Source organism: Flavobacterium sp. DSP2-3-1 (assembly GCF_049896865.1).
GTDB lineage: Bacteria > Bacteroidota > Bacteroidia > Flavobacteriales > Flavobacteriaceae > Flavobacterium.
Map to the genome: position 1 here is coordinate 238386 of NZ_JAFCVD010000004.1, position 20627 is coordinate 259012.

Here is a 20627-nt window from a genome sequence, read left to right on the forward strand (position 1 = left end):
TGTACTTAACCGGCTTCTTCAAAAGGATGGTTGGCATTGGAAACTACAGTTAATTGTTTTATTGATTTCAGTTTTTTTAAGCCATTTTGTTCATCATGATTACCGTAGTGTCAAGACTTCCTACAATAAATGTAGTGGGAGCAGTGAAGAGCGGCAATTCGGTTATGACTAAATCCAAACGCCCGCCATCGGAAACCAGAGCTTTAATTTTTTCGTTGGAATGTGTTGTTGTGCGCAATGCAGATGTGGCTTTTGTACGTGCCCCAAAAAAACGATGGTAAGTTTGCTGGTTTTGTCTTATTGCAGTATCGATTGTGTCGTTTCAATGAAAGAGTCATTCAGAAAATCAATATGAAAGTGATTTTTGTGCATTTCATTTTCTTCTTCGTTGAGTAAATCAAAAAGGACACTGCCCATGTTTTATTGCTAAATAAGTTCTGCTACCATTCTATTTCGGGGGTTGGGTACGTTGCTGCCTCTTTCGTAAGGGAACAAATCGATTCCGGTCGCGATTTCCGGTCGTATCAAATCTCCTTTTTATGTCACTTTCGTTAAAGGAATATCCAAATCTAATTTTTCCATGATTTCTAATTTTAATTATGTTACAAACTGTAAGATCGCCTTACTCAGTTGTTGTACCTAAGCGTAGCATTTGAATTACTTCTTCATCTTCCACCTGGTTAAACTCTTCATAAAAACTACCAACTCCCCTAAAATATTTAGAAGCAGTCAAATAAATTAACTCATCAGCATTTTTTTCAAATAATGGTACTGTATCATAGGGTATTACTGGAACAGCTACGATTATTTTTGAAGGATTTTTTTTTCGCAACATAGTGATACAGGAGAGCAGCGTATTTCCTGTCGCAATGCCATCATCTACTAAAATCACGTTTTTATTTTCGAGATCAAGCGGTTTTCTGTTGCCCATATATCGTCCATATTTTTCATCCAATTGTTGTCGGAGTCTAATAATTTCATCGTCGATAAACTTTTTAGGGATGTCTGAATGCTCATCAAGAATCATGGAGTCCATGGAAACAGCCCCAATCGCAAATTCTTTATTAGAAGGATGACCAATTTTTTTTGCGAGTACAATATCCAGAGGAAGATGTAAGGTTTTTGAAATTACGATTCCCACAGGAACGCCACCTCTGGGAACGGCAAGAATTACGCTATTTGTATCTTGGTATTTTTTTAATTTTTCAGAAAGCAATAATCCAGCCTCAATTCTATCTTTTAGTAGCTCGTTATTCATTCTATTTAGTTTTTAATAATTATTGTAAATAATAAATATAAAGGTACTGATTTTCAAGTAGTTTTATATTTTATGCCATTTTTTTTGTATTTAATAGTTGAATCTCGAATGGAAATTTTCTCGATTAGTTTGGGTTTTACATGAATTTTAATTTAACTGGAAAAAGCATCTTTTTTTGAACGGGATTTTAACTAAATTTACTAGCAAATAATTATTAAAAAAAAATCTTCCCTTGAATACAATAAATGCCAAATCAAAAGCTGATAAGAATACAGGTTTTGGAACTAACGCCAATAATTATGGCGGACGTTTCGTTAATAAAAATGGGACGGCTAATGTAGAAAAACAGGGAATGCATTTTTTGCATCGCATCAGTTGGTATCACACTATGATTGATATGCAAGGGTGGAAATTTATACTGATCATTCTCTCGTTTTACGTGGCTATCAATTTTGTATTTGCTTCTGTTTATTACGGAATTGGAATCGAACATCTGAATGGGATTTCAACTACAGATAATGAATGGGTCAAATTTGGACAGGCTTATTTTTTCAGTGCGCAAACCTTTACCACAGTGGGTTACGGGCATATAAGTCCTAGCGGTTTTTTAGCCAGTGCGCTTTCTGCTGCCGAAGCGCTGATAGGGTTATTGAGTTTTGCCATTGCTACGGGTTTATTTTTTGGCCGATTTAGTAAGCCTACCGCTTTTTTGAAGTTTTCCCATAACGCTGTAATTGCACCATATGGAGAAATTACCGGTTTGATGATTAGAACCACACCATTTAAAAATACAAATTTCACGGATGCTGAAGCCAAAATAACTCTTGGGATGAGCGTGGAGGAAAACGGGAGAAGGACCAATAAATTCTACGCGCTGGAATTAGAATTGGACAAGATAAATGCATTGACTTTAAGTTGGACCTTAGTACATCCAATTACAGAAGACAGTCCGCTTTATAAATTCACGGCAGCTGATTTTAAAACAACCAATGGTGAGATACTCGTCTTTATAAAAACCTTTGACGATATGTTTAGTAATACTGTTGCCGCTCGCACCTCGTATACTTTTGACGAGGTTATTTACGGTGCCCAATTTGAACCGATGTACACCAGAAGTGCCGACAATTCAAGAACAATTCTTAATTTGGATAAGTTAAATGTTTACAACAACGTTGATTTATAGTATTACGCATAGTTTTTATTTATTTTGAGCAGAATGTTAAATTAATATTTTACATTTGTTTAATAAATTTAGACAAAAGATGAACAATATAAAAAGTGTGTTTAGTATAAAAGATCTTGAAAACCTTTCAGGGATCAAAGCGCATACGATACGAATTTGGGAGAAAAGGTATGATATCCTTCAGCCGATGCGTACTGATACAAATATCCGATTATATGATTTGGTGAGTTTGCAAAAACTATTAAACATCACATTATTACATGATTATGGTTATAAAATTTCAAAAATAGCGACTTATCCACAAGAAAAAATACCGTCTTTAGTACGCGAAATAATATCGAGTAAAACAGCCAAAAGTCACGCTATTAGTGAGTTCAAAATGGCAATGATGAACTTTGACCAAGAGCTATTTTTTAATACCTATAATTGGTTGATTGCGGAAAAATCATTCAAAGAAATTTTTCATCAAGTTTTCATTCCTTTAATGAATGAACTTGGATTGTTGTGGCAGTCTGATACTATAACGCCTGCTCACGAACATTTTATCAGCTATTTAATTAAACAAAAACTTTTAATCAATACTGAAAAGCTTCAGATTTTAAAACAAACCAAACTCGATAAAGTTTTCGTTTTGTCACTTCCTATGAATGAAATCCACGAATTAGGATTAATGTATCTTAATTATGAAATTCTGTTGAATGGCTACAAGACGATATATTTAGGGGAAAGTATGCCGATTGAAAATCTGAAAGATTTGAAAAAGCATTTTAATTCCATTGTTTTTGTATCGTACCTTACGGTGCAACCCGAAAAAGATATTATCGACAGTTACATTCAAAAAATGTCTGATGAGTTGTTGGATGATACCACTGAATTATGGTATATTGGACGAATGGTTGAGTTTATTAAAAAAGAAGAAGTTTCGGAGCGAATTACAATTTTTAATTCAATTACGGAATTAGTCGACTGGATTTAACTGTTCTTGTTTAAACAATTCGTATATTTGCTAAACAAATGAAGAAAATAAAAAAGATTACGATTATAGGTTCTGGGTTCTCTGCATTAGCAGCTTCGGCGTATTTAGCACAGAGCGGCCACGATGTCACAATATATGAAAAAAATGATGCTGTAGGCGGACGAGCACGACAACTAAAGAGAGAAGGATTTACTTTTGACATGGGGCCAAGTTGGTATTGGATGCCAGACGTTTTCGAACGTTTCTTTGCTGATTTTGGAAAAAAAACCACGGATTATTATGAACTCATAAAATTGTCTCCTGCCTACCGAGTGTATTACGGAATTGATGATTTTATAACAATAGCAGACAATTTAGCGGATATTACACTTGCTTTTGAGGCTATCGAAAAAGGCAGCGGCAAATTACTGAATGACTTTATGGCTGAGGCTAAAAGCAATTATGATATCGCCATCAAAGATTTAGTGTACCGTCCGGGCGTTTCAGCACTCGAATTAATAACTTTGGAAACAGCCATGAAAGTGGGACAATTTCTCAGCACTGTTAGTAAAGATGTTCGTAAAAAATTTAAGAATGAAAGGCTGATTCAAATTCTGGAATTTCCAGTATTGTTTCTGGGAGCCAAACCTTCGGATACGCCGTCGTTTTACAGTTTTATGAATTACGCCGACTTTGGTTTGGGAACTTGGCACCCCAAAACAGGAATGTTTGATGTGGTGCGAGGCATGGAAAATTTAGCGTTAGAATTGGGAGTGAAATTTCAAACCAATTCCAACATCGAAAAAATTATCGTCGAAAATAAAACAGCAGTAGCCATTCAGGTCAATGGTGAAATCATTGCTTCCGATTTGATTTTGAGCGGTGCAGATTACCATCACACCGAAACCTTATTGAATCAGGAACACAGAGCGTATTCTGAGAAATATTGGGACAGCAGAGTTTTCGCACCTTCATCGTTATTGTTTTATGTAGGTTTCAACAAAAAAATTGAAAACATTTCGCATCATGCATTGTTTTTTGATGTTGATTTTTACCAACACGCCAAAGATATTTATGATGAACCGCAGTGGCCAAAAGAACCGTTGTTTTATGCAAATTTTCCTTCGGTGACCGATAAAACTGCCGCTCCGGAAGGAATGGAATCTGGCTTTTTTCTGGTACCTTTAGCTCCGGGAATCAATGATACTGAGTCGTTGAGAGAAGAATATTTTGAAAAAATAATGGATCGTTTTGAAACTTTAACACAACAAAGTGTAAAAAATAATATTATTTTTAAACAATCATTCTGTAAAAATGATTTTGTGTCAGAATACAATTCTTACAAAGGAAATGCTTACGGAATGGCGAACACTTTGATGCAAACAGCATTTTTGAGACCAAAGTTAAAGAGCAAAAAGGTTAAGAATTTATATTTTACCGGTCAATTGACCGTGCCGGGACCAGGCGTTCCACCAGCACTAATTTCTGGAAAATTAGTATCGGAATTAATTAATAAGCAATTTTCAGAACAATAGTATGAAGGAATTATTTGATGATGTATCTTTTAAATGTAGCAAGTTAGTTACTAAAAATTACAGTACCTCTTTCTCTTTGGCGGTGTATATGCTGTCGCCAAGTATAAGGGATGCCATTTATAGCATTTATGGTTTTGTTCGTTTTGCGGATGAAATCGTGGATACCTTCCATGGTTATGATAAAGAAAGTTTAATCACTGAGTTTGAAGATGAGTATTACAAAGCCTTTGAAAGAGGAATAAGTCTAAATCCAATATTAAACTCTTTCCAGCACACGGTTAAACAGTATAATATAACGGACGACCTTATTCAGGCTTTTCTAAAAAGTATGAAATTAGATTTGATAAAATCAGATTATCACAGTAAATTAGAGTATGACGCCTACATTTACGGTTCTGCGGATGTCGTTGGTTTAATGTGTCTAAAGGTTTTTGTGGCCGGGGATAATAAACGATATGAGCAACTGAAAGGTGAAGCGATGCGGTTAGGTTCTGCGTTCCAGAAAGTAAATTTCCTGCGAGATTTAAAGGACGATAATTTGGTTTTGAACCGCAATTATTTTCCCGGAGTTGACTTGAATTCTTTTGATGAAAATGCGAAAACGGCTATCATCAATGAAATCGAAGAAGATTTCAGAGTGGCTTACGAAGGAATTATAAAACTTCCTATTGAAGCTAAGTTTGGCGTGTATACAGCGTTTGTGTACTACAAAAAACTATTAAAAAAGTTAGAAAACACGCCTTGTCACGAAATAGGAAGTGCAAGAATCCGAGTTTCTAACTACACCAAAGCCGGTTTGCTGGCAAAATCTTTTGTGTCTTATAAATTAAAGTTAGTTTAAATGACAACTTATTTTAAAAAATTGTTACACTTAAATACATAACAAAATGATATTTTTCTTGATTTTTCTAGGTACTTTTTTAATAATGGAATGCGTAACCTGGTGCACCCATAAATATGTAATGCACGGATCAATGTGGTACTTCCATGCGGATCATCATGAACCTAAATACGCGAATGTTTTTGAACGGAATGATATCTTTTTTGTAATTTTTGCTGTTCCAAGTATCGTACTGTTTTATTATGGTGTCGAAGGAGGTTTGAACTATAAATTCTTCATCGGACTGGGAATTATGTTTTACGGTCTGTGTTATTTCATGATCCATGATGTCTTAATCCATCAACGGTTTAAGTGGTTCAAACACACCAACAACAAGTATTTAATCGGTTTGCGAAAAGCCCATAAAATACATCACAAACATTTGGGCAAAGAGTACGGAGAATGTTTCGGAATGCTTTTCGTACCTTTCAAATACTACAAAATTTAAAGAGTAATTGGGGCGTGACCTCACTTTCACTAGCGTTACAGTTGGGTCGGGCTATCCGTTCCCGCTTTTTTATAGCCATCCTGTCAGGGTTTTGAACCCTGACAGGGTAGTCATAAAAAGAGCTCCACTTTTATCCCTCACGCGAACTCAGTGTTCCATTAAGGTATTTATCTTTAAAACACAACCATGAAAATATACAAACAAGAAACCGTTCAGCACGTTAATGCAACTGTCGAAGAATGCTGGGCTTTTTTTTCGAATCCAAAAAATCTTCAGAAGATCACACCAGAAGGAATGGGTTTTCAAATCACGGATTACGATCATAAATCCATGTATCCAGGGCAAATTATTCAATATAAAGTAACACCACTTTTTGGAGTCACTTTGTCTTGGATGACTTTAATTACTCAAGTAAAGGAAAATAGTTATTTCATAGACGAACAACGTTTTGGTCCATACAGTTTTTGGCATCATAAGCATTTCTTTGAAGCAACACCAAACGGAACCAAAATGACGGATGTGGTACATTACGGATTACCACTTGGTTTTCTGGGTCGAATCATGAATACGTTGGTCGTAAAAAATAAATTGAAATCCATTTTTGCGTATCGCGTTACTGCAGTGGACAAAATGTTTAATTCAAAGTAATGAGCAAACAACAAGTTTCTATTTTTTGGTTTAGGCGCGATTTGCGTCTGGAAGATAACTTTGGTTTATTTCAAGCCTTACAGTCTAAATATTTGGTAATACCATTATTTATTTTTGATGATTCCATTTTAGACAGTTTACCAAAAAACGATGCCCGAGTAGGATTTATTTACGAATCACTTAGTAAAATAAATGCGCAATTACAGGAAACAGGAAGTTCACTTTTAATCAAAAAAGGAAAAACCTTGGATGTTTGGCAGTCTCTTTTACAAGAATTTGACGTCAAAGAAGTTTTCTTTAACAAAGATTACGAACCTTACGCAATACAACGTGACACGGCAATTCGAGAATTCTTAGAAACAAATGAAATCATTACTTATTCTTATAAAGACCAAGTTATATTTGAAGAAAAAGAAATCACAAAAGCAGATGGACTACCATACACGGTTTACACTCCATTTAAAAACAAATGGTTAGAAAAATACAAATCAATGACTCCGGTTCAGGAATACGACACCGAAGTACATTTTTCTAATTTCCACAAACACAGTTTTGCTTTTCCTACTTTGGAACAAATAGGTTTCGAAGAGAGTTCCTCAAAAGTAAAGCCTCATAACCTAAAATTTATATCAAATTATCAAGAAATAAGAGATTTTCCGGCCTTGGATAAAACCTCTCATTTGTCACCACATTTGCGTTTTGGAACTGTAAGCGTCCGGAAATTAGTCAATTGGGCATTTCATAAAAACGATGTATTTTTGAGTGAGTTGATTTGGAGAGAATTCTTCATGCAAATATTATTTAGTTTTCCAAAAGTAGTTACGCAAAACTTTAAAGCGGCTTATGATGGGATTCAATGGCGCAATGACGAAGCTGACTTTAAACGTTGGTGTACTGGAACAACAGGGTATCCAATGGTTGATGCCGGGATGCGTCAGCTCAATGAAACCGGTTACATGCACAACAGAGTCCGCATGGTAGTAGCGAGTTTCTTGTGCAAACATTTAATGATTCAGTGGCAATGGGGAGAAGCCTATTTTGCGGAGAAATTATTGGATTACGATATGTCTGCCAATGTTGGCAACTGGCAATGGGCAGCCGGAACCGGTTGTGATGCCGCACCTTACTTTCGTGTTTTTAATCCGGAGATACAACAAAAAAAATTCGATGAAAAAGGAATCTACATCCGCAAATGGATTAAAGAATTCGATTTAGGTTATGGAAAACCAATGGTAGAGCACGCAATGGCAAGAGACAGAGCAATTGCAACTTACAAAGCGGGAATTTTAAAGTAAAAGGATTTAACATATAAGTCATTTAAGTTTTAAAACATTATCTAAAAACGTACATGACTTATATGTGTAAAAAAGAAAATTATTTAATTAATTTCTGCAGCATTCCGTTAAAGATAAATCCGTGAAACGGCAAAACAGAATACCAGTATAACTTCCCCCAAATACCTTCAGGTCTGAAAGTTGCGGATTGATATAAAGTATTTCCGATAATTTTGAATTCTAACCAAGCTTCACCCGGAAGTTTCATTTCGGCAAACAAAATTAATTTTCCTTCTTCTTTGTTGGCATACAAAACGCGCCAAAAATCCAAAGCATCTCCGGAATGAATATCATGTCGGTTCGTTCTTCCTCTTCGGGAACCCACACCACCGTATAATTTGTCAATAAATCCTCGTAAATCCCACAACCAATCGCCATAATACCAACCTGTATCACCACCGATAGACCAAATCCTTCTGATGGTAAAATCCCGGTCGATGATTTCCATTTTGCGTCGGTCGATAAAGCAATTCTTTTTTGGAACTTTCAAATATTCCGACATGTTACTGTTAAAACGTCCGCTTATTAAGGAATCTTTCCAGCTTGAAGCTACTTTGTCTTCGTCTACTTTTATCAAAGCACGAGATAATGCTTGTTTGTACGACATTGGGGTTACATGCAATAAATCATTTATTCGGTTATCACTACAAACGACTTCCACTTTCATGCTGCTGACCAGAGCTGACGCGAGCCTGTAAGATGTTGAGGTGACAAAATACAACCAATACGAGGATAATTTTGGCGTCATTACAGGAATTGTAAATATCCATCGCTTTAATTTTTTGGCTTCAGCAAAACCCAAAAGCATTTCTTTATATGTTAAAATATCCGGTCCGCCAATATCAAAACTCTGATTGTATGTTACAGGATTTAATAATGATTTGGATAAAAATTCAAGAACATCAGGAATTGCAATCGGTTGGCACTTAGTATTAAGCCATTTTGGCGTTATCATAATGGGAAGTTTATTCACTAAATCCCGAATGATTTCGAACGACGCGCTTCCAGAACCAACAATAATTCCAGCTCGTAAAGTGGTTGTGGCGAAAGTTCCTGTATTTAAAATTTCTTCGACTTTTTTTCTGGAAGATAAATGTTTCGAAAGCGATTTGTCATTGACAATTCCGCTCAAATAAATAACTTGTTTGGCTGCAGTTTCATTCAGCCGTTGCACGAAATTCAATGCCGATTCACTTTCTAATTCATCAAAATTGGATGCTGATCCCGACATAGAATGAATCAGATAATAAGCTGTATCAATAGCTGCAGGAATAGCGGTCAATGTTTCTTGCTTCAGAAAGTCAACCTCAATTACCGTAACATTTTTTTGAAATTCAACAGGACAATAAAATCTGTTTTTATCTCTCACACAACAAATTAGATCGTGTCCTTGCGCTATCAGCAGTGGTAAAAGTCGCTTCCCTATATAACCTGTTGCGCCTGTTAAGAGAATTTTCATGATTTGTATTTTTTGCTACGTGTTACACGAATTAACTCGCATTTTAAACAAATTAAAAAATCAGTTACAATTTGTTTAATTCGTTTAATCTGTGAGCTATTTTTAGTTAATGAGAAACCTGACCTGTTAATAATTACATTTAACTCAATTTGTTAGAAAGTAAGCTAATGAATTCTTTTCTTGTTTTGTCTTTCTCGAAAGCTCCTGTAAAAGATGATGTTGTTGTAACTGAATTCTGTTTCTGAATACCACGCATTTGCATGCACATGTGTTGCGCTTCAATCACTACTGCTACTCCAAGTGGGTTTAAAGCATCTTGAATACAATTTTTTATTTGGTCCGTCAATCGTTCCTGCACTTGCATTCTTCTGGCAAAAGCATCCACGACTCTTGGGATTTTACTCAATCCCACAATTTTCCCGTTTGGAATATACGCTACGTGTGCTTTTCCAAAAAATGGTAACATGTGGTGTTCGCACATGGAGTACACTTCGATATCTTTTACCACAATCATTTGTTTATGATCTTCGGTAAACATAGCCGATTTTAATATCTCTAATGGATCTAATCCGTAACCATGAGTTAAATATTGCATGGCTTTAGCTACGCGTTCGGGTGTTTTTTCAAGACCTTCGCGAGTAACATCTTCGCCTAAATTTTCAATAATTACTTTGTAGTTATCTGCTAATGCTTGCGTTATTTCAGTATCATATTGTTCGATTTTTTCGTAACTTTTCATTTCTTTTATCATGGTATGCTGTATTTCAATTTTAAGTTTGGCTAATTATTTTATTGGATGTTTTTAAATTTTTTTTTGTAACCATTGCGGAATTACTAAAGATGAAGCGCTTCTCCTTTATTCCTTGATGGTGAAAAAAACGCCATCTGATAGCTTTTAATTTATATTTAAATTTTAAAAGTCACGATTCCATAATCCATTTCGAAAACTTGACCTGAAATAGATTTGGCATTTTCTGAAATTAGAAAATTGGCCATGTTAGCTACTTCTTCCGGTTTTAGATAGCCTTTCATCGGATGGCGCTCTACCATATTTTCCTTCATTCGATCATTTCTCAAAATACCTGCTGCAAGTGTTGTTTCGGTAATCGTGGGAGCAATGGCATTGATGCGTACTACCGATGCCAGTTCTGCTCCCAGCGATTTTACTAATCCTTCCACTCCCGCTTTTGCAGTAGCAATACTGGCATGAAACGGCATTCCTAATTTTGCAGCCACCGTACTGAACAAAACAATCGAAGGATTAGTCCCTTTCCTTAAAATAGGTAAATATTTCTGAATGGTTTTTACAGCACCAATGACATTAATTTCAAAATCGTTTCTAAAATCATCTATGCTCAGGCTTCCAATAGGTTTTAAATTGATAGAACCCGGACAATAAATTAATGTATCTATAGCTTCTATTTCCGGAAGTGTATCTTTTAAAACATCCACGGAAAAATGTTTTAGGTTGGGATGTGTGATAACAGGTGCGTTTCTGCTGATGTTGTAAACCAAGTTTGTCTCTAATTGTTGCAACAAAATAGCACTACCAATTCCTTTACTACCGCCAATGATTACTATATTTTTCATTTTTTATATGTTATTATTTTAACAGATTACTGCTCATTGAACACTAAGCTCTATCGCTTGGAAATCTTGTTATTGTTAATTTGTCTTTGCATCGTACACTTAAACCGACCTTCTCGAAAATCTCTTAACTTTTCATGCTTTGTTTTGCGACCTTGTACTCTTTCACGCCACATTTTAAAACTAGATGGTTTCATTTCGGTACGCATCAAGTCGATCACTTCTTGTTCTTTTAATCCAAATTGCAATAAGATAGCATCAAAAGTAGTTCGGTCTTCCCAAGCCATTTCTATGATTCGGTCTTTGTCTAAATCAGTAAGTTCTTTTTTTATAGTCACGGTATTTTGTTTATTTGATATTGCTATTGATTTCTTAAAATTATTCGCTGTCGCCTATATCAGCCATGGTGTGTAACTTTAGGATGCGGAAACTTTCCTCTTTTACCAATGGATTTTTTTTCATTTTCCATAAAAAATCACTGGCAAATTTTCTCGTTCGTTCCATATTTACAATTGGTTTCGGATAATTGATACCCACTTCAAAGTCATTAAACCTTTGGTCTAAATAGGTCATTTTATAAGGTTCATGTACAAATGCACGTGGTAAATTGCGCAATTCGGGCACCCATTTTTTTATAAATTCACCATCAGGATCGTGTTCGTAACTATTTTTAATTGGATTGTAGATACGTAACATATTGATTCCGGTTTCACCAGCCTGCATTTGCAACTGCGGAAAATGTATTCCAGGCTCGAAATCCAAAAACATTTGTGATAAATGTTGTGTGGCTTCTTGCCAAGGCTGCCATAAATTATGCGTGAAAAAAGAGACTAACATGGCACGCATTCTAAAATTTAAATAACCCGTTTCATTCAAACAGCGCATGCAAGCATCAATTAATGGGAAGCCTGTTTGTCCTGTTTTCCAAGCTTCAATATAATTTTCATTCACTTTCTTTTTTAACGAATGGAAACCTTTATTGACACTTTCAAACTCCATAACTTCTTCCATTTCGAATTTTTGGATGAAATGTGCCTGCCAAGTAAGTCTTGAAACAAATGAATCGATTTGCTTTTTATGGTTAGACGTCAATCTGAAGGTTGCCGATTTTTGCAAAACTTGTCTAGAAGATAAATTTCCCCAAGCTATGTATGGTGATAATCTGCTGCAACTTTTCCGAGCCAATAAAGGTTTCGATATATGGGAACTGTAATTGAGGTAGCGTTCTTCAAAGAAGTTTTGTAAATATTTACCAGCCATGGTGCTGCCTCCCTTTTGGAAAATAGTATCCGGAACAGTTTCTAAATTTGTCTTTTCTAAAACTTTTTCCAGTTCACTAATCGCTTCTGCATCAAGGAAATTTTCTGCTTTGGAATCAAAAATAAATTGCGGTTCATTCATGTATTTTTCCCATTTTGAAACCCAGTTTGTCCTGTTTCTCAACGCCCTGAATATACCGTTATTGGTGTTTTCAACCCAATTGACTTGATTGTTTTTACAAAAACGTTTAAAGGTTTTGTCCCTTTCGTACGTAATTTTCAAACCGGTTTCCTGATGTGAATACACCGTTTCAATTTTGTATGTTTCTTCGAGTATATTAAAAACCTGAAGCACCTCCGAAGACACTGCTAATACTTGCGTGTTTGATTGTTCCAATTGTTTGTTGATGTCAACAAGTGATTGCTTGATGAAATTCCAATGTCTTGAACTGTAATGTGAATCGTTTTCTAAAGATTTTTCGAATACGTAAAGCAACAAAGTGGGTATATCTGTTCTTGTTGCATTAAAAATTGCTTCGTTATCCGCTAAACGAAGGTCTCTCTTAAACCAAACCACATTGATATGTTTCTTGTTTGTATTCATTTACTTTTTAAAATAATTGTTGTTGCAGCCATAATTTTTGGAACTTTGATTGTCCGTCGTAATTTTCGGCTTGTAATTTTATATTAAATTTTCGATCTCTAGGATCGTTGCCTACTCCTGAAACATACATCCAGTTTCCGTAATTGCTGTGAACATCGTAATCAATGAGCATTGCTTCAAAATACGCAGCTCCGATACGCCAGTCTAACAACAGATTCTTTGCAAAATAGGAACCTACATTTTGTCTGCCGCGATTGCTCATCCAGCCTGTTTCCCGCAGTTCAATCATATTGGCATTAACAAACGGCTCATGTGTGGTACCGTTGATCCAATTGTTTATGGCAGATGTATTATTTTTCCAATCGTAATTTTTATCTAAAATTCCTCCAATTTTAAAAATAGAATTGCCATTTTTCAACGAAATGTATTTAAAATAATCCCTCCAAATCAGTTCGAATATCAGCCAGTAAGTCGAATCATTTTTCCCAATTTGTTGTTCATATTTTATAATTTCCCAATAAATAGTTTTCGCCGAAATGGAACCGTTTGCCAACCAAGGAGAAAACTTCGAACTAAAATCAGTTCCAATTAATCCGTTGCGGGTCAATTTATAAACGCTTAATTTTTTGGTTTCCCAAAAATAATTCTGCAAGCGTTTTTGCGCTTCGTCTTCACCGCCAGCAAAAGGGAATGCGGTTCTGGAATCTGTTTCAAAATCAGTAAATCCCAGTATTTCCATTGTAGGAATTGCTGTTGTGTTTGTAATCCAATTTTCTTTAGACAGCGTTTGCACTTTAAATTCAGGTCGGATTTTCGTCGATTTCTCACATTGGTTCCTGAATTGTGTAAAAACATTTGGAATCTTTTGAATATCGAACGGAATCGCATCTGGATGAAACAAGAATTGATTGTAAGTGCTCTTGAAAGATACTGAATCTGGAACTTTAGCTTTAATATTCTCTAAAACTTCCATTTCTTCACTCGTCCATTCCTCTTGAAAATAAACAGCACTAATTTCATTTAAAGCGATAATTTTCGGAATAACATCTTCCGGTTTTTGGTGATAAACCAAAAGCGGAATATTCAATTTTTCCAGATTTTGTTTCAATTCCTTTACAGATTCAATCAGGAATTTTGCGCGAAACTTTTCTGTTTTTTTGAATCCAAAACCTGTCTTTTCAAAATGCCTTGGATCGAAACAATACACTGCAAGCACAGTATTATTTTCACTAATAGCATTCGTCAACGATTCGTTATCGTGAACTCTTAAATCATTTCTAAACCAAACTAACCCTTTTTGTTTCTTTTGCATTTTTCGCTACAATATTTTACTTCGTCCCAAACTTTTTCCCATTTTTTCCGCCAAGTAAATGGTCGGTTACATACCAAACACATTTTTGAAGGAAGATGCTCCTTTTTCACTATTTATATTTTTCAAATTCATTGACAACGATTTTCGCTTTTAAATCAAACATCAAATTATACAACCCAAAAAACGTTCGGTTCATGTAAATAAAATGTTTAGAACCTCGATTGCCGTTCATTTTTCGTAGATTGGTATCTTTTGAAAAACGTTCACCTAAAGCCGCTATGCTTTCAAAAAAAGTCTCATCCGAAAAATCGAATGTTTCTTCTTGAAAAGGTTTTGTAAACAGTGATAACAAATCATAAAATAATTCCGTGAAATAAGCCACTTCTTCTTTCGAATCATCCACACGTAAAATTTCCAATTCAAACAACTTTGCATTGAACAGTTTAGGACTATTTATTACTTTTTTGTCAATTAATTCAAAATAAGGAGTGTAAAAGTCATTTGGAATTTGTTTCATGCAACCAAAATCCAGTGCCACTAATTGATTTTCTTCATTCACCAAGAAATTTCCCGGATGCGGATCAGCGTGTACCTTTTTCAAAACATGAATTTGGTACATGTAAAAATCCCATAATGCTTGACCAATTCTATTGGCTACTTCCTGATCGGTATTTATTTTTGTAAATTCTGAAAGGTGCTTGCCGCTCATCCAGTCCATTGTGATAATTTTCTCTGAGGAGAATTCAGGATAGTAATTTGGAAAGACTAAATTTTGAATTTTTTTACAGGCAGCAACTACTTCTTGGCTTTGTTTTAATTCCAATAAATAATTGGTTTCCTCAATCAATTTGTCCTCGACTTCCTTAAAATATTTATCAGAATCTTTCCCCTGAAGGTTAAACATTCTCACTGCGATGGGTTTTACCATCGCTAAATCCGAAGAAATACTGTTGGCAACTCCGGGATATTGAATTTTTACCGCGAGTTTTTTACCATCTTTTACTGCGACATGAACTTGCCCAATGCTTGCAGCATTCTTAGAATTGGCGTTAAATTCATCAAAGATTTCATAAGGAGTTTTACCAAAATTTGTCTTGAATGTTTTCAGTACCAATGGCGCCGATAGTGGTGGAACTGAAAATTGCGAAAGTGAAAATTTCTCCACGTAAGCCTGAGGCAAAAAACTTTTGTCCATGCTCAACATTTGTGCAACTTTGAGCGCGCTTCCTTTTAAACTCTTTAATCCGTCATAAATATCTTCGGCATTGTCTTCATTTAATTTATCACGGGTCAAATCAGAATTAACCATTTTTTCTCCGTAGTATTTGAGGTAGTTTACACCAACTTTTGCACCGGTTTGCACCAGTTTTGTCGCTCTTTCAATTTTTGATGTAGGGATGTAGTCTATTGTTTTCATTACTTGTTGTAAATTTTTTCTTTGAAAATAAATTTTCCAAAATCGATTAAGCTGTCAATAGGAGCAATGTTCATTAATTCAAAAGTCACTTTCACCGATTTTTCAATATAAATGTCTGTTTTTTCGAACGAAGGTGAAGAATCATCCAGCCAAAATTTCAATGTCAATAAAAGTTGAATCCATGATGTTTCCTGAAATGTTTTCTCTTGGAAATTTTGGAGCTTTTCTTGTTGCGTTCTAAAGTCATCAGAAATGATTTCAGTCAGAAAGTTTTTGAAGCTGTTTCTGAGTCCAGATAATTGCATTAGTTTTTTCAACTGATTGTTGTGCTCTTTTAGAACAAAAACGACGTAGCTTCTATTGGCAGTCAATATTTCGAAAAAGGTAAAGTAAAAACTAAGCATTTTGCTTTTCATGTCATACATCTCGTATTCTTTATTCTTATTTAGTAACTCGATTGTTTTTTCAGTAAACATTTTGAAAATTTCTTTTTCGATACTTTCTATAGTTCCAAAAAACGCATAGAATTCCGCTTCGGTAGAATTATTCAATTTTGTAAAATGATAGACTGACTTGGGTTTTTCGCTATGATCAAGTACATAATTCATGTACATTGAAACTATTTTGTCTTTTGTTATTGTCGTTTTTTTAATAGCCATTTTTAGTGTTTTTCAAATTAAAGTATAAAGGTACAAAATGTTTAACGATATATTAATAAAGTTAAACAAAATTTAATATAATTTTATATCATTATAAATCATTAGTTTTACACTATCATGAAAAAAAATGTATTAATAAGCGGTGGTTCAGGATTTATTGGAAGAAATTTGACTGCTTTATTGGTAGCTAAAGGTTATTCTGTTTCCATATTAAGTCGGGGTGAACAACAAAATAAAGGAGATGTTTTTTATTATAAATGGAATGTTACGAAGCAGACTATAGATGAAAAGGCAGTTTTGAACGCGGATTACATCATTCACTTGGCAGGGGAAAATATTGCGGCGAAAAGGTGGACAGCCAAACGAAAAGCGGCAATTATCGATAGTCGGGAAAAATCAACTCAATTGTTGTATTCCGTTTTGAAAAAGAACAATAAAAAACTGGACGCCTTTATCTCAGCTTCTGCAGTTGGAATTTATGGCGCTGTAAACGGAGATGAGATTTGTGTGGAAGACATGCCGCCTGCAAATGATTTCTTAGGTTATACGTGTCAAAAATGGGAAGATTCTCTGGATTTTATCGAAAATCTAAGTATCCGTACCGTCAAGATTCGCACTGGACTAGTGTTAGGAAAAGATGATGGCTTTTTGAAAAAACTTATTCCCTTATTTAAGTTTCGATTGGGTTCTGCATTGGGTTCCGGACAGCAATACATGCCATGGATTCATGTAGACGATTTGTGTAACATCTATCTGCAAGCAGTTTCAGATTCAAGTATGGAAGGGCCTTACAACGCTGCCATAACGGATAATACCACCAACACTCTTTTTTCTAAAACATTAGCGGGTATTTTTGGCTATTCTATTTGGTTGCCCAATGTTCCGGCTTATGTTTTAAAATTAGTTATGGGAGAAATGGCTGTTATTGTCTTAACTGGAAGAAGAATTTCTTCGGAGAAAATTCAACAAACTGGTTTCGAATTTAAATTCAAAAATTTAGAAGAAGCTTTGAGAAATTGTTTAACAAAATAGCTTTATTGTAAGACACAAATTAGTCGTGTGTTGACGTTTTTTGAGATTTTGTTGCGCACTATAAAAGGAATTTCAATGTTGAAATCGTCAGTGTTCAATGGAAATGCGGAATAAAGTTCAATCCCTTTATCTACTTTTTTTAGGGTGCCGTTAATCACAATTTTTTTAGTTCGCCCGCGAAGGGTTATTTTACCGGAAATTTGACAGGGATTGGATTCTGAGGTAAGGCTTTTTAGATCAAATTTATCAATTTTACCTTTAAAAACGGCCCTGGGAAAACGATTGCTTTCCATGTAGTTTTTGTTGAAATGCTCGCGCATCAAATCTCTTTTAAATTTAAAGTCTTTAATATTCAACCAACAAGCTATTTCACCTGTTTTTGTTATTAAAATACAGGTTGTTTTATCATTTACGGCTTTTACTTCTTCAAATAAAGGAATGGAGGCCTCAAAGTTTGTGATTCCCATGTATGAGACCATTTTTTCTTGAGCAGAAGTTGCAATTGTGATGATGAGAAGTACGATCAGTGTAATTTTTTTCATAACGATTTATGAATTAAATTACTTAAAATTACAAAAAAAACAGATGCAATAAAAGCATTCAACCACTAAAATATCTGTGCAATGAGTTAAATTATACCAACTTTTTTTAATCAAAAATTTTAATAAAATTCTAAGTTTAAATTTAAAAGATTATAACTTTAAACTGTTTGATAACAAAGATTGGTTTGTTAGAATTCCAACTTAATATTATATTTTTTTAAACTTTCTAAGGCTTCGTTTGAGTTATAATCAAATTCTTCCTCGTGGAGGTCTCTTTCCTTTTTTAGCGCTATTTGTTTGATGCAATTAAAAAAGCGACGAACATCATTCATATTTAGCAGGATTAAGCCTGGAACCAGCATACTTTTACCGTCATTATCTTTGGCAACCATCGTAAAATATGACGAATTGCAATGTTTGATTTTTCCGGTCTGTATATTTTCTGCTTCTACCCGAATCCCAATAATCATCGAACTGTTCCCAACATAATTAACACTAGCTTTCATTGTTACAAGTTCTCCCACTTCTATAGGTTTTAAGAAATTTACAGTATCTACCGATGCGGTTACGCAATAATTTCCTGAAAATTTAGAAGCACAAGCAAAAGCGATCTGATCCAGTAGGGATAAGATATAGCCTCCGTGAATTTTGCCGCTAAAATTAGTATGCGAAGGCAACATTAATTCTGAAATACTAATGTCTGAGGAAGCTACTGTTTTAAAGGTTCGATTCATCTATTTTATTTTAAATGGAGAATTTACTTTTTTGACTTCTGTGATAAAATAGCGCGTATCGCCCCACCACGGAAATGTTCGGTAACGTTCTACATAATTTACCTGTACATACTGTCCTTCATATTCCTGTAAATCGGCAATTACTTTTTTCTCGCTGTCCAGTACTGAAAAAGAAAATATTTGTGCGCCGGAAATTCCCTGGCTTAGTTCCCCTTCCCATGTTTTGAAAGCCACTCCTTTATTGCTCACCTTTATTAATTCGCCAGAACGAACTCCTTCGCTGTACGTGGCATAATATAAAAAAGTAAAGTAACCTACAATAAAAAGTACTATTACTACGGTGGTAATCATTAAAAATTTTCTCATTTTGTTTAGTTTAATAATTGATTTTCGTCTTTTTCTGCTCGGTTTAATATGCTTTCTGGAAGCGCTTTCTTTGCTTTTGCTCCCATTTTTTTTAATTTTTCAACACTGACAATCAAGTTTCCTTTTCCTTCCACGAGTTTATTCATCGCGCCGCTGTATTCTATTTTGCTCTCGTCTATTTTTTTACCAATTTTGATTAAATCTGCCACAAAACCTTCAAATTTATCGTACAAAGCGCCCGCTTGTCGTGCAATTTCGAGTGCGTTTTCCTGTTGTTTCTGATTGGTCCACATGCTGTCAATAGTCCGTAAAGTCGCCAATAAAGTCGCAGGTGTAACAATTACAATGTTTTTTTCAAATGCTTTATTGTACAAATTCGTATCTTCATTTAGCGCCATCGCAAACGCGGGTTCAATAGGAATAAATAATAAGACAAAATCCGGACTTTCTATTTGGTATAAATCGTGGTAATTTTTACTGCCCAATTGTTCTACGTGGCGTTTGATGGAAGTAACGTGCTCTTTTAAATAATTGATTTTTAAAATATCATCTTCTTCATTGATGTATTTTTCATAAGCGGTCAAAGAAACTTTAGAATCGACAATCATCTTTTTGCCATCAGGCAGATTAATGACAACGTCAGGAAAAACACGGTTGCCATCTTCGGTTGTGAAGGCCTGTTGCACTTCATATTCACGGCCTTTTTCCAGTCCTGATTTTTCAAGAACGCGTTCCAAAACTAATTCTCCCCAATTTCCCTGCATCTTGCTGTCGCCCTTCAATGCCTTGGTCAGGTTAATGGTTTCCTTACTCATCTGGATATTCATTTCTCGTAAGCCCAGAATTTGTTGGCGCAAAGCCGCATGATAATCAATGCTTTCTTTATGGGTATCTTCGACTTTCTTTTCGAACAATTGAATTTTATCCTGCAAAGGTGTCAAGATATTCTTCATGTTTTCCTTGTTCTGTTCCGTAAATTTATTAGACTTTTCTTCTAATATTTTATTGGCAAGATTCTCAAATTCCTTGGTGAATTTTTCTTGTAGTTTTTCCACTTCTTCTTTTTGCTCTTTGTTGCGTTCCCAAAGATTCTCAAAATCAACTTCTTTTTTTGAAAGTTGAATGGCTAAACTGTCTTTTTCACTTCGAATGCTTTCTTTCTCAGCATTGGTGTTTTCTAATCGCTTTTCGAAAGTTGTTTTATCAGCTATAATCTGTTCTTTCAGTTGATTGAATTGGGAAGTGATTGCAATCAGTTTTTCTTCTAAACTGATTTTTTCCGATTGGAATCGAGCAGAGAAAATCAGTTTGCCAATGAAAACACCTACGGCTAGCGCAACAATAAAAATTAATAAAAACGGAAACATATCTGACATAGAATTTCTTTTTGTAAGCTTGTAAAAATAAACAAAAGT

23 protein-coding genes are annotated in these 20627 nt (G+C 34.9%); 8 read left to right on the plus strand and 15 right to left on the minus strand.

The window, feature by feature from the left end:
* Positions 1 to 76: 76 nt before the first annotated feature.
* Both ACP7AT_RS06675 and ACP7AT_RS06680 read right to left on the minus strand, forming a co-directional pair.
* Positions 77 to 238: a hypothetical protein gene (locus tag ACP7AT_RS06675; RefSeq protein ID WP_426063549.1), complete on the minus strand. Its 162-nt coding sequence runs from the start codon at positions 236 to 238 to the stop codon at positions 77 to 79.
* A 384-nt stretch (positions 239 to 622) separates the two neighbouring features.
* The gene (locus ACP7AT_RS06680; protein WP_426063550.1) at positions 623 to 1258 is read right to left on the minus strand and encodes a phosphoribosyltransferase; all 636 of its coding nucleotides are present in this window, start codon (positions 1256 to 1258) and stop codon (positions 623 to 625) included.
* Between the two features lie 232 nt (positions 1259 to 1490).
* Between ACP7AT_RS06680 and ACP7AT_RS06685 the strand changes: the two genes are divergently transcribed.
* The 7 genes from ACP7AT_RS06685 (at position 1491) to ACP7AT_RS06715 (ending at position 8202) form a co-directional block, all read left to right on the plus strand.
* Positions 1491 to 2441: an ion channel gene (locus tag ACP7AT_RS06685; RefSeq protein WP_426063551.1), complete on the plus strand. Its 951-nt coding sequence runs from the start codon at positions 1491 to 1493 to the stop codon at positions 2439 to 2441.
* Positions 2442 to 2520: 79 nt separating this feature from the next.
* Positions 2521 to 3417, plus strand: coding sequence for a MerR family transcriptional regulator (locus tag ACP7AT_RS06690; RefSeq protein ID WP_426063552.1), 897 nt, complete (start codon positions 2521 to 2523; stop codon positions 3415 to 3417).
* A gap of 38 nt (positions 3418 to 3455) precedes the next feature.
* On the plus strand, positions 3456 to 4931 hold the full coding sequence (locus ACP7AT_RS06695) for a phytoene desaturase family protein (protein ID WP_426063553.1): 1476 nt from the start codon (positions 3456 to 3458) through the stop codon (positions 4929 to 4931).
* 1 nt (position 4932) lies between these two features.
* A complete protein-coding gene (locus tag ACP7AT_RS06700; RefSeq protein ID WP_426063554.1) occupies positions 4933 to 5772 on the plus strand; it encodes a phytoene/squalene synthase family protein in 840 nt (279 codons plus the stop codon).
* 46 nt (positions 5773 to 5818) lie between these two features.
* On the plus strand, positions 5819 to 6259 hold the full coding sequence (locus ACP7AT_RS06705) for a sterol desaturase family protein (RefSeq protein WP_426063555.1): 441 nt from the start codon (positions 5819 to 5821) through the stop codon (positions 6257 to 6259).
* Between the two features lie 186 nt (positions 6260 to 6445).
* Entirely contained in the window at positions 6446 to 6907 is a 462-nt protein-coding gene (locus tag ACP7AT_RS06710; RefSeq protein WP_426063556.1) for an SRPBCC family protein, read from the plus strand.
* Positions 6907 to 8202, plus strand: coding sequence for a cryptochrome/photolyase family protein (locus ACP7AT_RS06715; RefSeq protein ID WP_426063557.1), 1296 nt, complete (start codon positions 6907 to 6909; stop codon positions 8200 to 8202). The genes ACP7AT_RS06710 and ACP7AT_RS06715 overlap by 1 nt, the downstream gene beginning before the upstream one ends.
* A gap of 79 nt (positions 8203 to 8281) precedes the next feature.
* Here ACP7AT_RS06715 and ACP7AT_RS06720 read toward each other — a convergent pair whose 3' ends face one another.
* The 9 genes from ACP7AT_RS06720 to ACP7AT_RS06760 all read right to left on the minus strand — a co-directional run bounded on the left by ACP7AT_RS06720 (position 8282) and on the right by ACP7AT_RS06760 (position 16538).
* Positions 8282 to 9700 carry an SDR family oxidoreductase gene (locus tag ACP7AT_RS06720; RefSeq protein WP_426063558.1) on the minus strand — a complete coding sequence of 473 codons (1419 nt, stop codon included), beginning with the start codon at positions 9698 to 9700 and terminating at the stop codon, positions 8282 to 8284.
* Positions 9701 to 9839: 139 nt separating this feature from the next.
* Entirely contained in the window at positions 9840 to 10451 is a 612-nt protein-coding gene (folE, locus tag ACP7AT_RS06725) for a GTP cyclohydrolase I FolE (RefSeq protein WP_244281805.1), read from the minus strand.
* 155 nt (positions 10452 to 10606) lie between these two features.
* On the minus strand, positions 10607 to 11290 hold the full coding sequence (locus ACP7AT_RS06730) for an SDR family NAD(P)-dependent oxidoreductase (RefSeq protein WP_426063559.1): 684 nt from the start codon (positions 11288 to 11290) through the stop codon (positions 10607 to 10609).
* A 50-nt stretch (positions 11291 to 11340) separates the two neighbouring features.
* Complete coding sequence (locus ACP7AT_RS06735) at positions 11341 to 11625, minus strand: TIGR03643 family protein (RefSeq protein ID WP_426063560.1); 285 nt, start codon at positions 11623 to 11625, stop codon at positions 11341 to 11343.
* 40 nt (positions 11626 to 11665) lie between these two features.
* Complete coding sequence (locus ACP7AT_RS06740) at positions 11666 to 13150, minus strand: deoxyribodipyrimidine photo-lyase/cryptochrome family protein (RefSeq protein ID WP_426063561.1); 1485 nt, start codon at positions 13148 to 13150, stop codon at positions 11666 to 11668.
* A 7-nt stretch (positions 13151 to 13157) separates the two neighbouring features.
* Positions 13158 to 14462 (minus strand): DASH family cryptochrome, encoded by a 1305-nt coding sequence (locus ACP7AT_RS06745; protein WP_426063562.1) that lies wholly within the window; start codon positions 14460 to 14462, stop codon positions 13158 to 13160.
* On the minus strand, positions 14438 to 14572 hold the full coding sequence (locus ACP7AT_RS06750; RefSeq protein WP_091206734.1) for a DUF2256 domain-containing protein: 135 nt from the start codon (positions 14570 to 14572) through the stop codon (positions 14438 to 14440). Before ACP7AT_RS06750 ends, ACP7AT_RS06745 begins: the two co-directional genes overlap by 25 nt.
* Complete coding sequence (locus tag ACP7AT_RS06755; RefSeq protein ID WP_426063563.1) at positions 14572 to 15879, minus strand: ABC1 kinase family protein; 1308 nt, start codon at positions 15877 to 15879, stop codon at positions 14572 to 14574. Before ACP7AT_RS06755 ends, ACP7AT_RS06750 begins: the two co-directional genes overlap by 1 nt.
* A complete protein-coding gene (locus ACP7AT_RS06760) occupies positions 15879 to 16538 on the minus strand; it encodes a TetR family transcriptional regulator C-terminal domain-containing protein (protein ID WP_426063565.1) in 660 nt (219 codons plus the stop codon). Before ACP7AT_RS06760 ends, ACP7AT_RS06755 begins: the two co-directional genes overlap by 1 nt.
* A 117-nt stretch (positions 16539 to 16655) precedes the next feature.
* Between ACP7AT_RS06760 and ACP7AT_RS06765 the strand changes: the two genes are divergently transcribed.
* On the plus strand, positions 16656 to 17570 hold the full coding sequence (locus tag ACP7AT_RS06765; protein ID WP_426063566.1) for a TIGR01777 family oxidoreductase: 915 nt from the start codon (positions 16656 to 16658) through the stop codon (positions 17568 to 17570).
* A 2-nt stretch (positions 17571 to 17572) separates the two neighbouring features.
* On the opposite strand, the gene ACP7AT_RS06770 is transcribed toward ACP7AT_RS06765, so the two are convergent.
* The 4 genes from ACP7AT_RS06770 to rmuC all read right to left on the minus strand — a co-directional run bounded on the left by ACP7AT_RS06770 (position 17573) and on the right by rmuC (position 20588).
* Positions 17573 to 18112 carry a YceI family protein gene (locus tag ACP7AT_RS06770; protein ID WP_426063568.1) on the minus strand — a complete coding sequence of 180 codons (540 nt, stop codon included), beginning with the start codon at positions 18110 to 18112 and terminating at the stop codon, positions 17573 to 17575.
* A gap of 188 nt (positions 18113 to 18300) precedes the next feature.
* Positions 18301 to 18846 (minus strand): acyl-CoA thioesterase, encoded by a 546-nt coding sequence (locus tag ACP7AT_RS06775; RefSeq protein WP_426063570.1) that lies wholly within the window; start codon positions 18844 to 18846, stop codon positions 18301 to 18303.
* A complete protein-coding gene (locus ACP7AT_RS06780; protein WP_426063572.1) occupies positions 18847 to 19212 on the minus strand; it encodes a 6-phosphogluconate dehydrogenase in 366 nt (121 codons plus the stop codon).
* Between the two features lie 5 nt (positions 19213 to 19217).
* Positions 19218 to 20588 carry a DNA recombination protein RmuC gene (gene rmuC / locus ACP7AT_RS06785; protein ID WP_426063573.1) on the minus strand — a complete coding sequence of 457 codons (1371 nt, stop codon included), beginning with the start codon at positions 20586 to 20588 and terminating at the stop codon, positions 19218 to 19220.
* Positions 20589 to 20627: the final 39 nt, after the last annotated feature.

Bases quoted from the DNA above. Each gene is read 5' to 3' on its own strand.
- ACP7AT_RS06700 (WP_426063554.1), top strand. From the start codon at position 4,933: ATGAAGGAATTATTTGATGATGTATCTTTTAAATGTAGCAAGTTAGTT.
- rmuC (WP_426063573.1), bottom strand. From the start codon at position 20,588: ATGTCAGATATGTTTCCGTTTTTATTAATTTTTATTGTTGCGCTAGCC.
- ACP7AT_RS06720 (WP_426063558.1), bottom strand. From the start codon at position 9,700: ATGAAAATTCTCTTAACAGGCGCAACAGGTTATATAGGGAAGCGACTT.
- ACP7AT_RS06745 (WP_426063562.1), bottom strand. From the start codon at position 14,462: ATGCAAAAGAAACAAAAAGGGTTAGTTTGGTTTAGAAATGATTTAAGA.
- ACP7AT_RS06780 (WP_426063572.1), bottom strand. From the start codon at position 19,212: ATGAGAAAATTTTTAATGATTACCACCGTAGTAATAGTACTTTTTATT.
- folE (WP_244281805.1), bottom strand. From the start codon at position 10,451: ATGATAAAAGAAATGAAAAGTTACGAAAAAATCGAACAATATGATACT.
- ACP7AT_RS06740 (WP_426063561.1), bottom strand. From the start codon at position 13,150: ATGAATACAAACAAGAAACATATCAATGTGGTTTGGTTTAAGAGAGAC.
- ACP7AT_RS06770 (WP_426063568.1), bottom strand. From the start codon at position 18,112: ATGAAAAAAATTACACTGATCGTACTTCTCATCATCACAATTGCAACT.
- ACP7AT_RS06695 (WP_426063553.1), top strand. From the start codon at position 3,456: ATGAAGAAAATAAAAAAGATTACGATTATAGGTTCTGGGTTCTCTGCA.
- ACP7AT_RS06705 (WP_426063555.1), top strand. From the start codon at position 5,819: ATGATATTTTTCTTGATTTTTCTAGGTACTTTTTTAATAATGGAATGC.
- ACP7AT_RS06775 (WP_426063570.1), bottom strand. From the start codon at position 18,846: ATGAATCGAACCTTTAAAACAGTAGCTTCCTCAGACATTAGTATTTCA.
- ACP7AT_RS06730 (WP_426063559.1), bottom strand. From the start codon at position 11,290: ATGAAAAATATAGTAATCATTGGCGGTAGTAAAGGAATTGGTAGTGCT.
- ACP7AT_RS06680 (WP_426063550.1), bottom strand. From the start codon at position 1,258: ATGAATAACGAGCTACTAAAAGATAGAATTGAGGCTGGATTATTGCTT.
- ACP7AT_RS06715 (WP_426063557.1), top strand. From the start codon at position 6,907: ATGAGCAAACAACAAGTTTCTATTTTTTGGTTTAGGCGCGATTTGCGT.
- ACP7AT_RS06690 (WP_426063552.1), top strand. From the start codon at position 2,521: ATGAACAATATAAAAAGTGTGTTTAGTATAAAAGATCTTGAAAACCTT.
- ACP7AT_RS06710 (WP_426063556.1), top strand. From the start codon at position 6,446: ATGAAAATATACAAACAAGAAACCGTTCAGCACGTTAATGCAACTGTC.
- ACP7AT_RS06760 (WP_426063565.1), bottom strand. From the start codon at position 16,538: ATGGCTATTAAAAAAACGACAATAACAAAAGACAAAATAGTTTCAATG.
- ACP7AT_RS06755 (WP_426063563.1), bottom strand. From the start codon at position 15,879: ATGAAAACAATAGACTACATCCCTACATCAAAAATTGAAAGAGCGACA.
- ACP7AT_RS06765 (WP_426063566.1), top strand. From the start codon at position 16,656: ATGAAAAAAAATGTATTAATAAGCGGTGGTTCAGGATTTATTGGAAGA.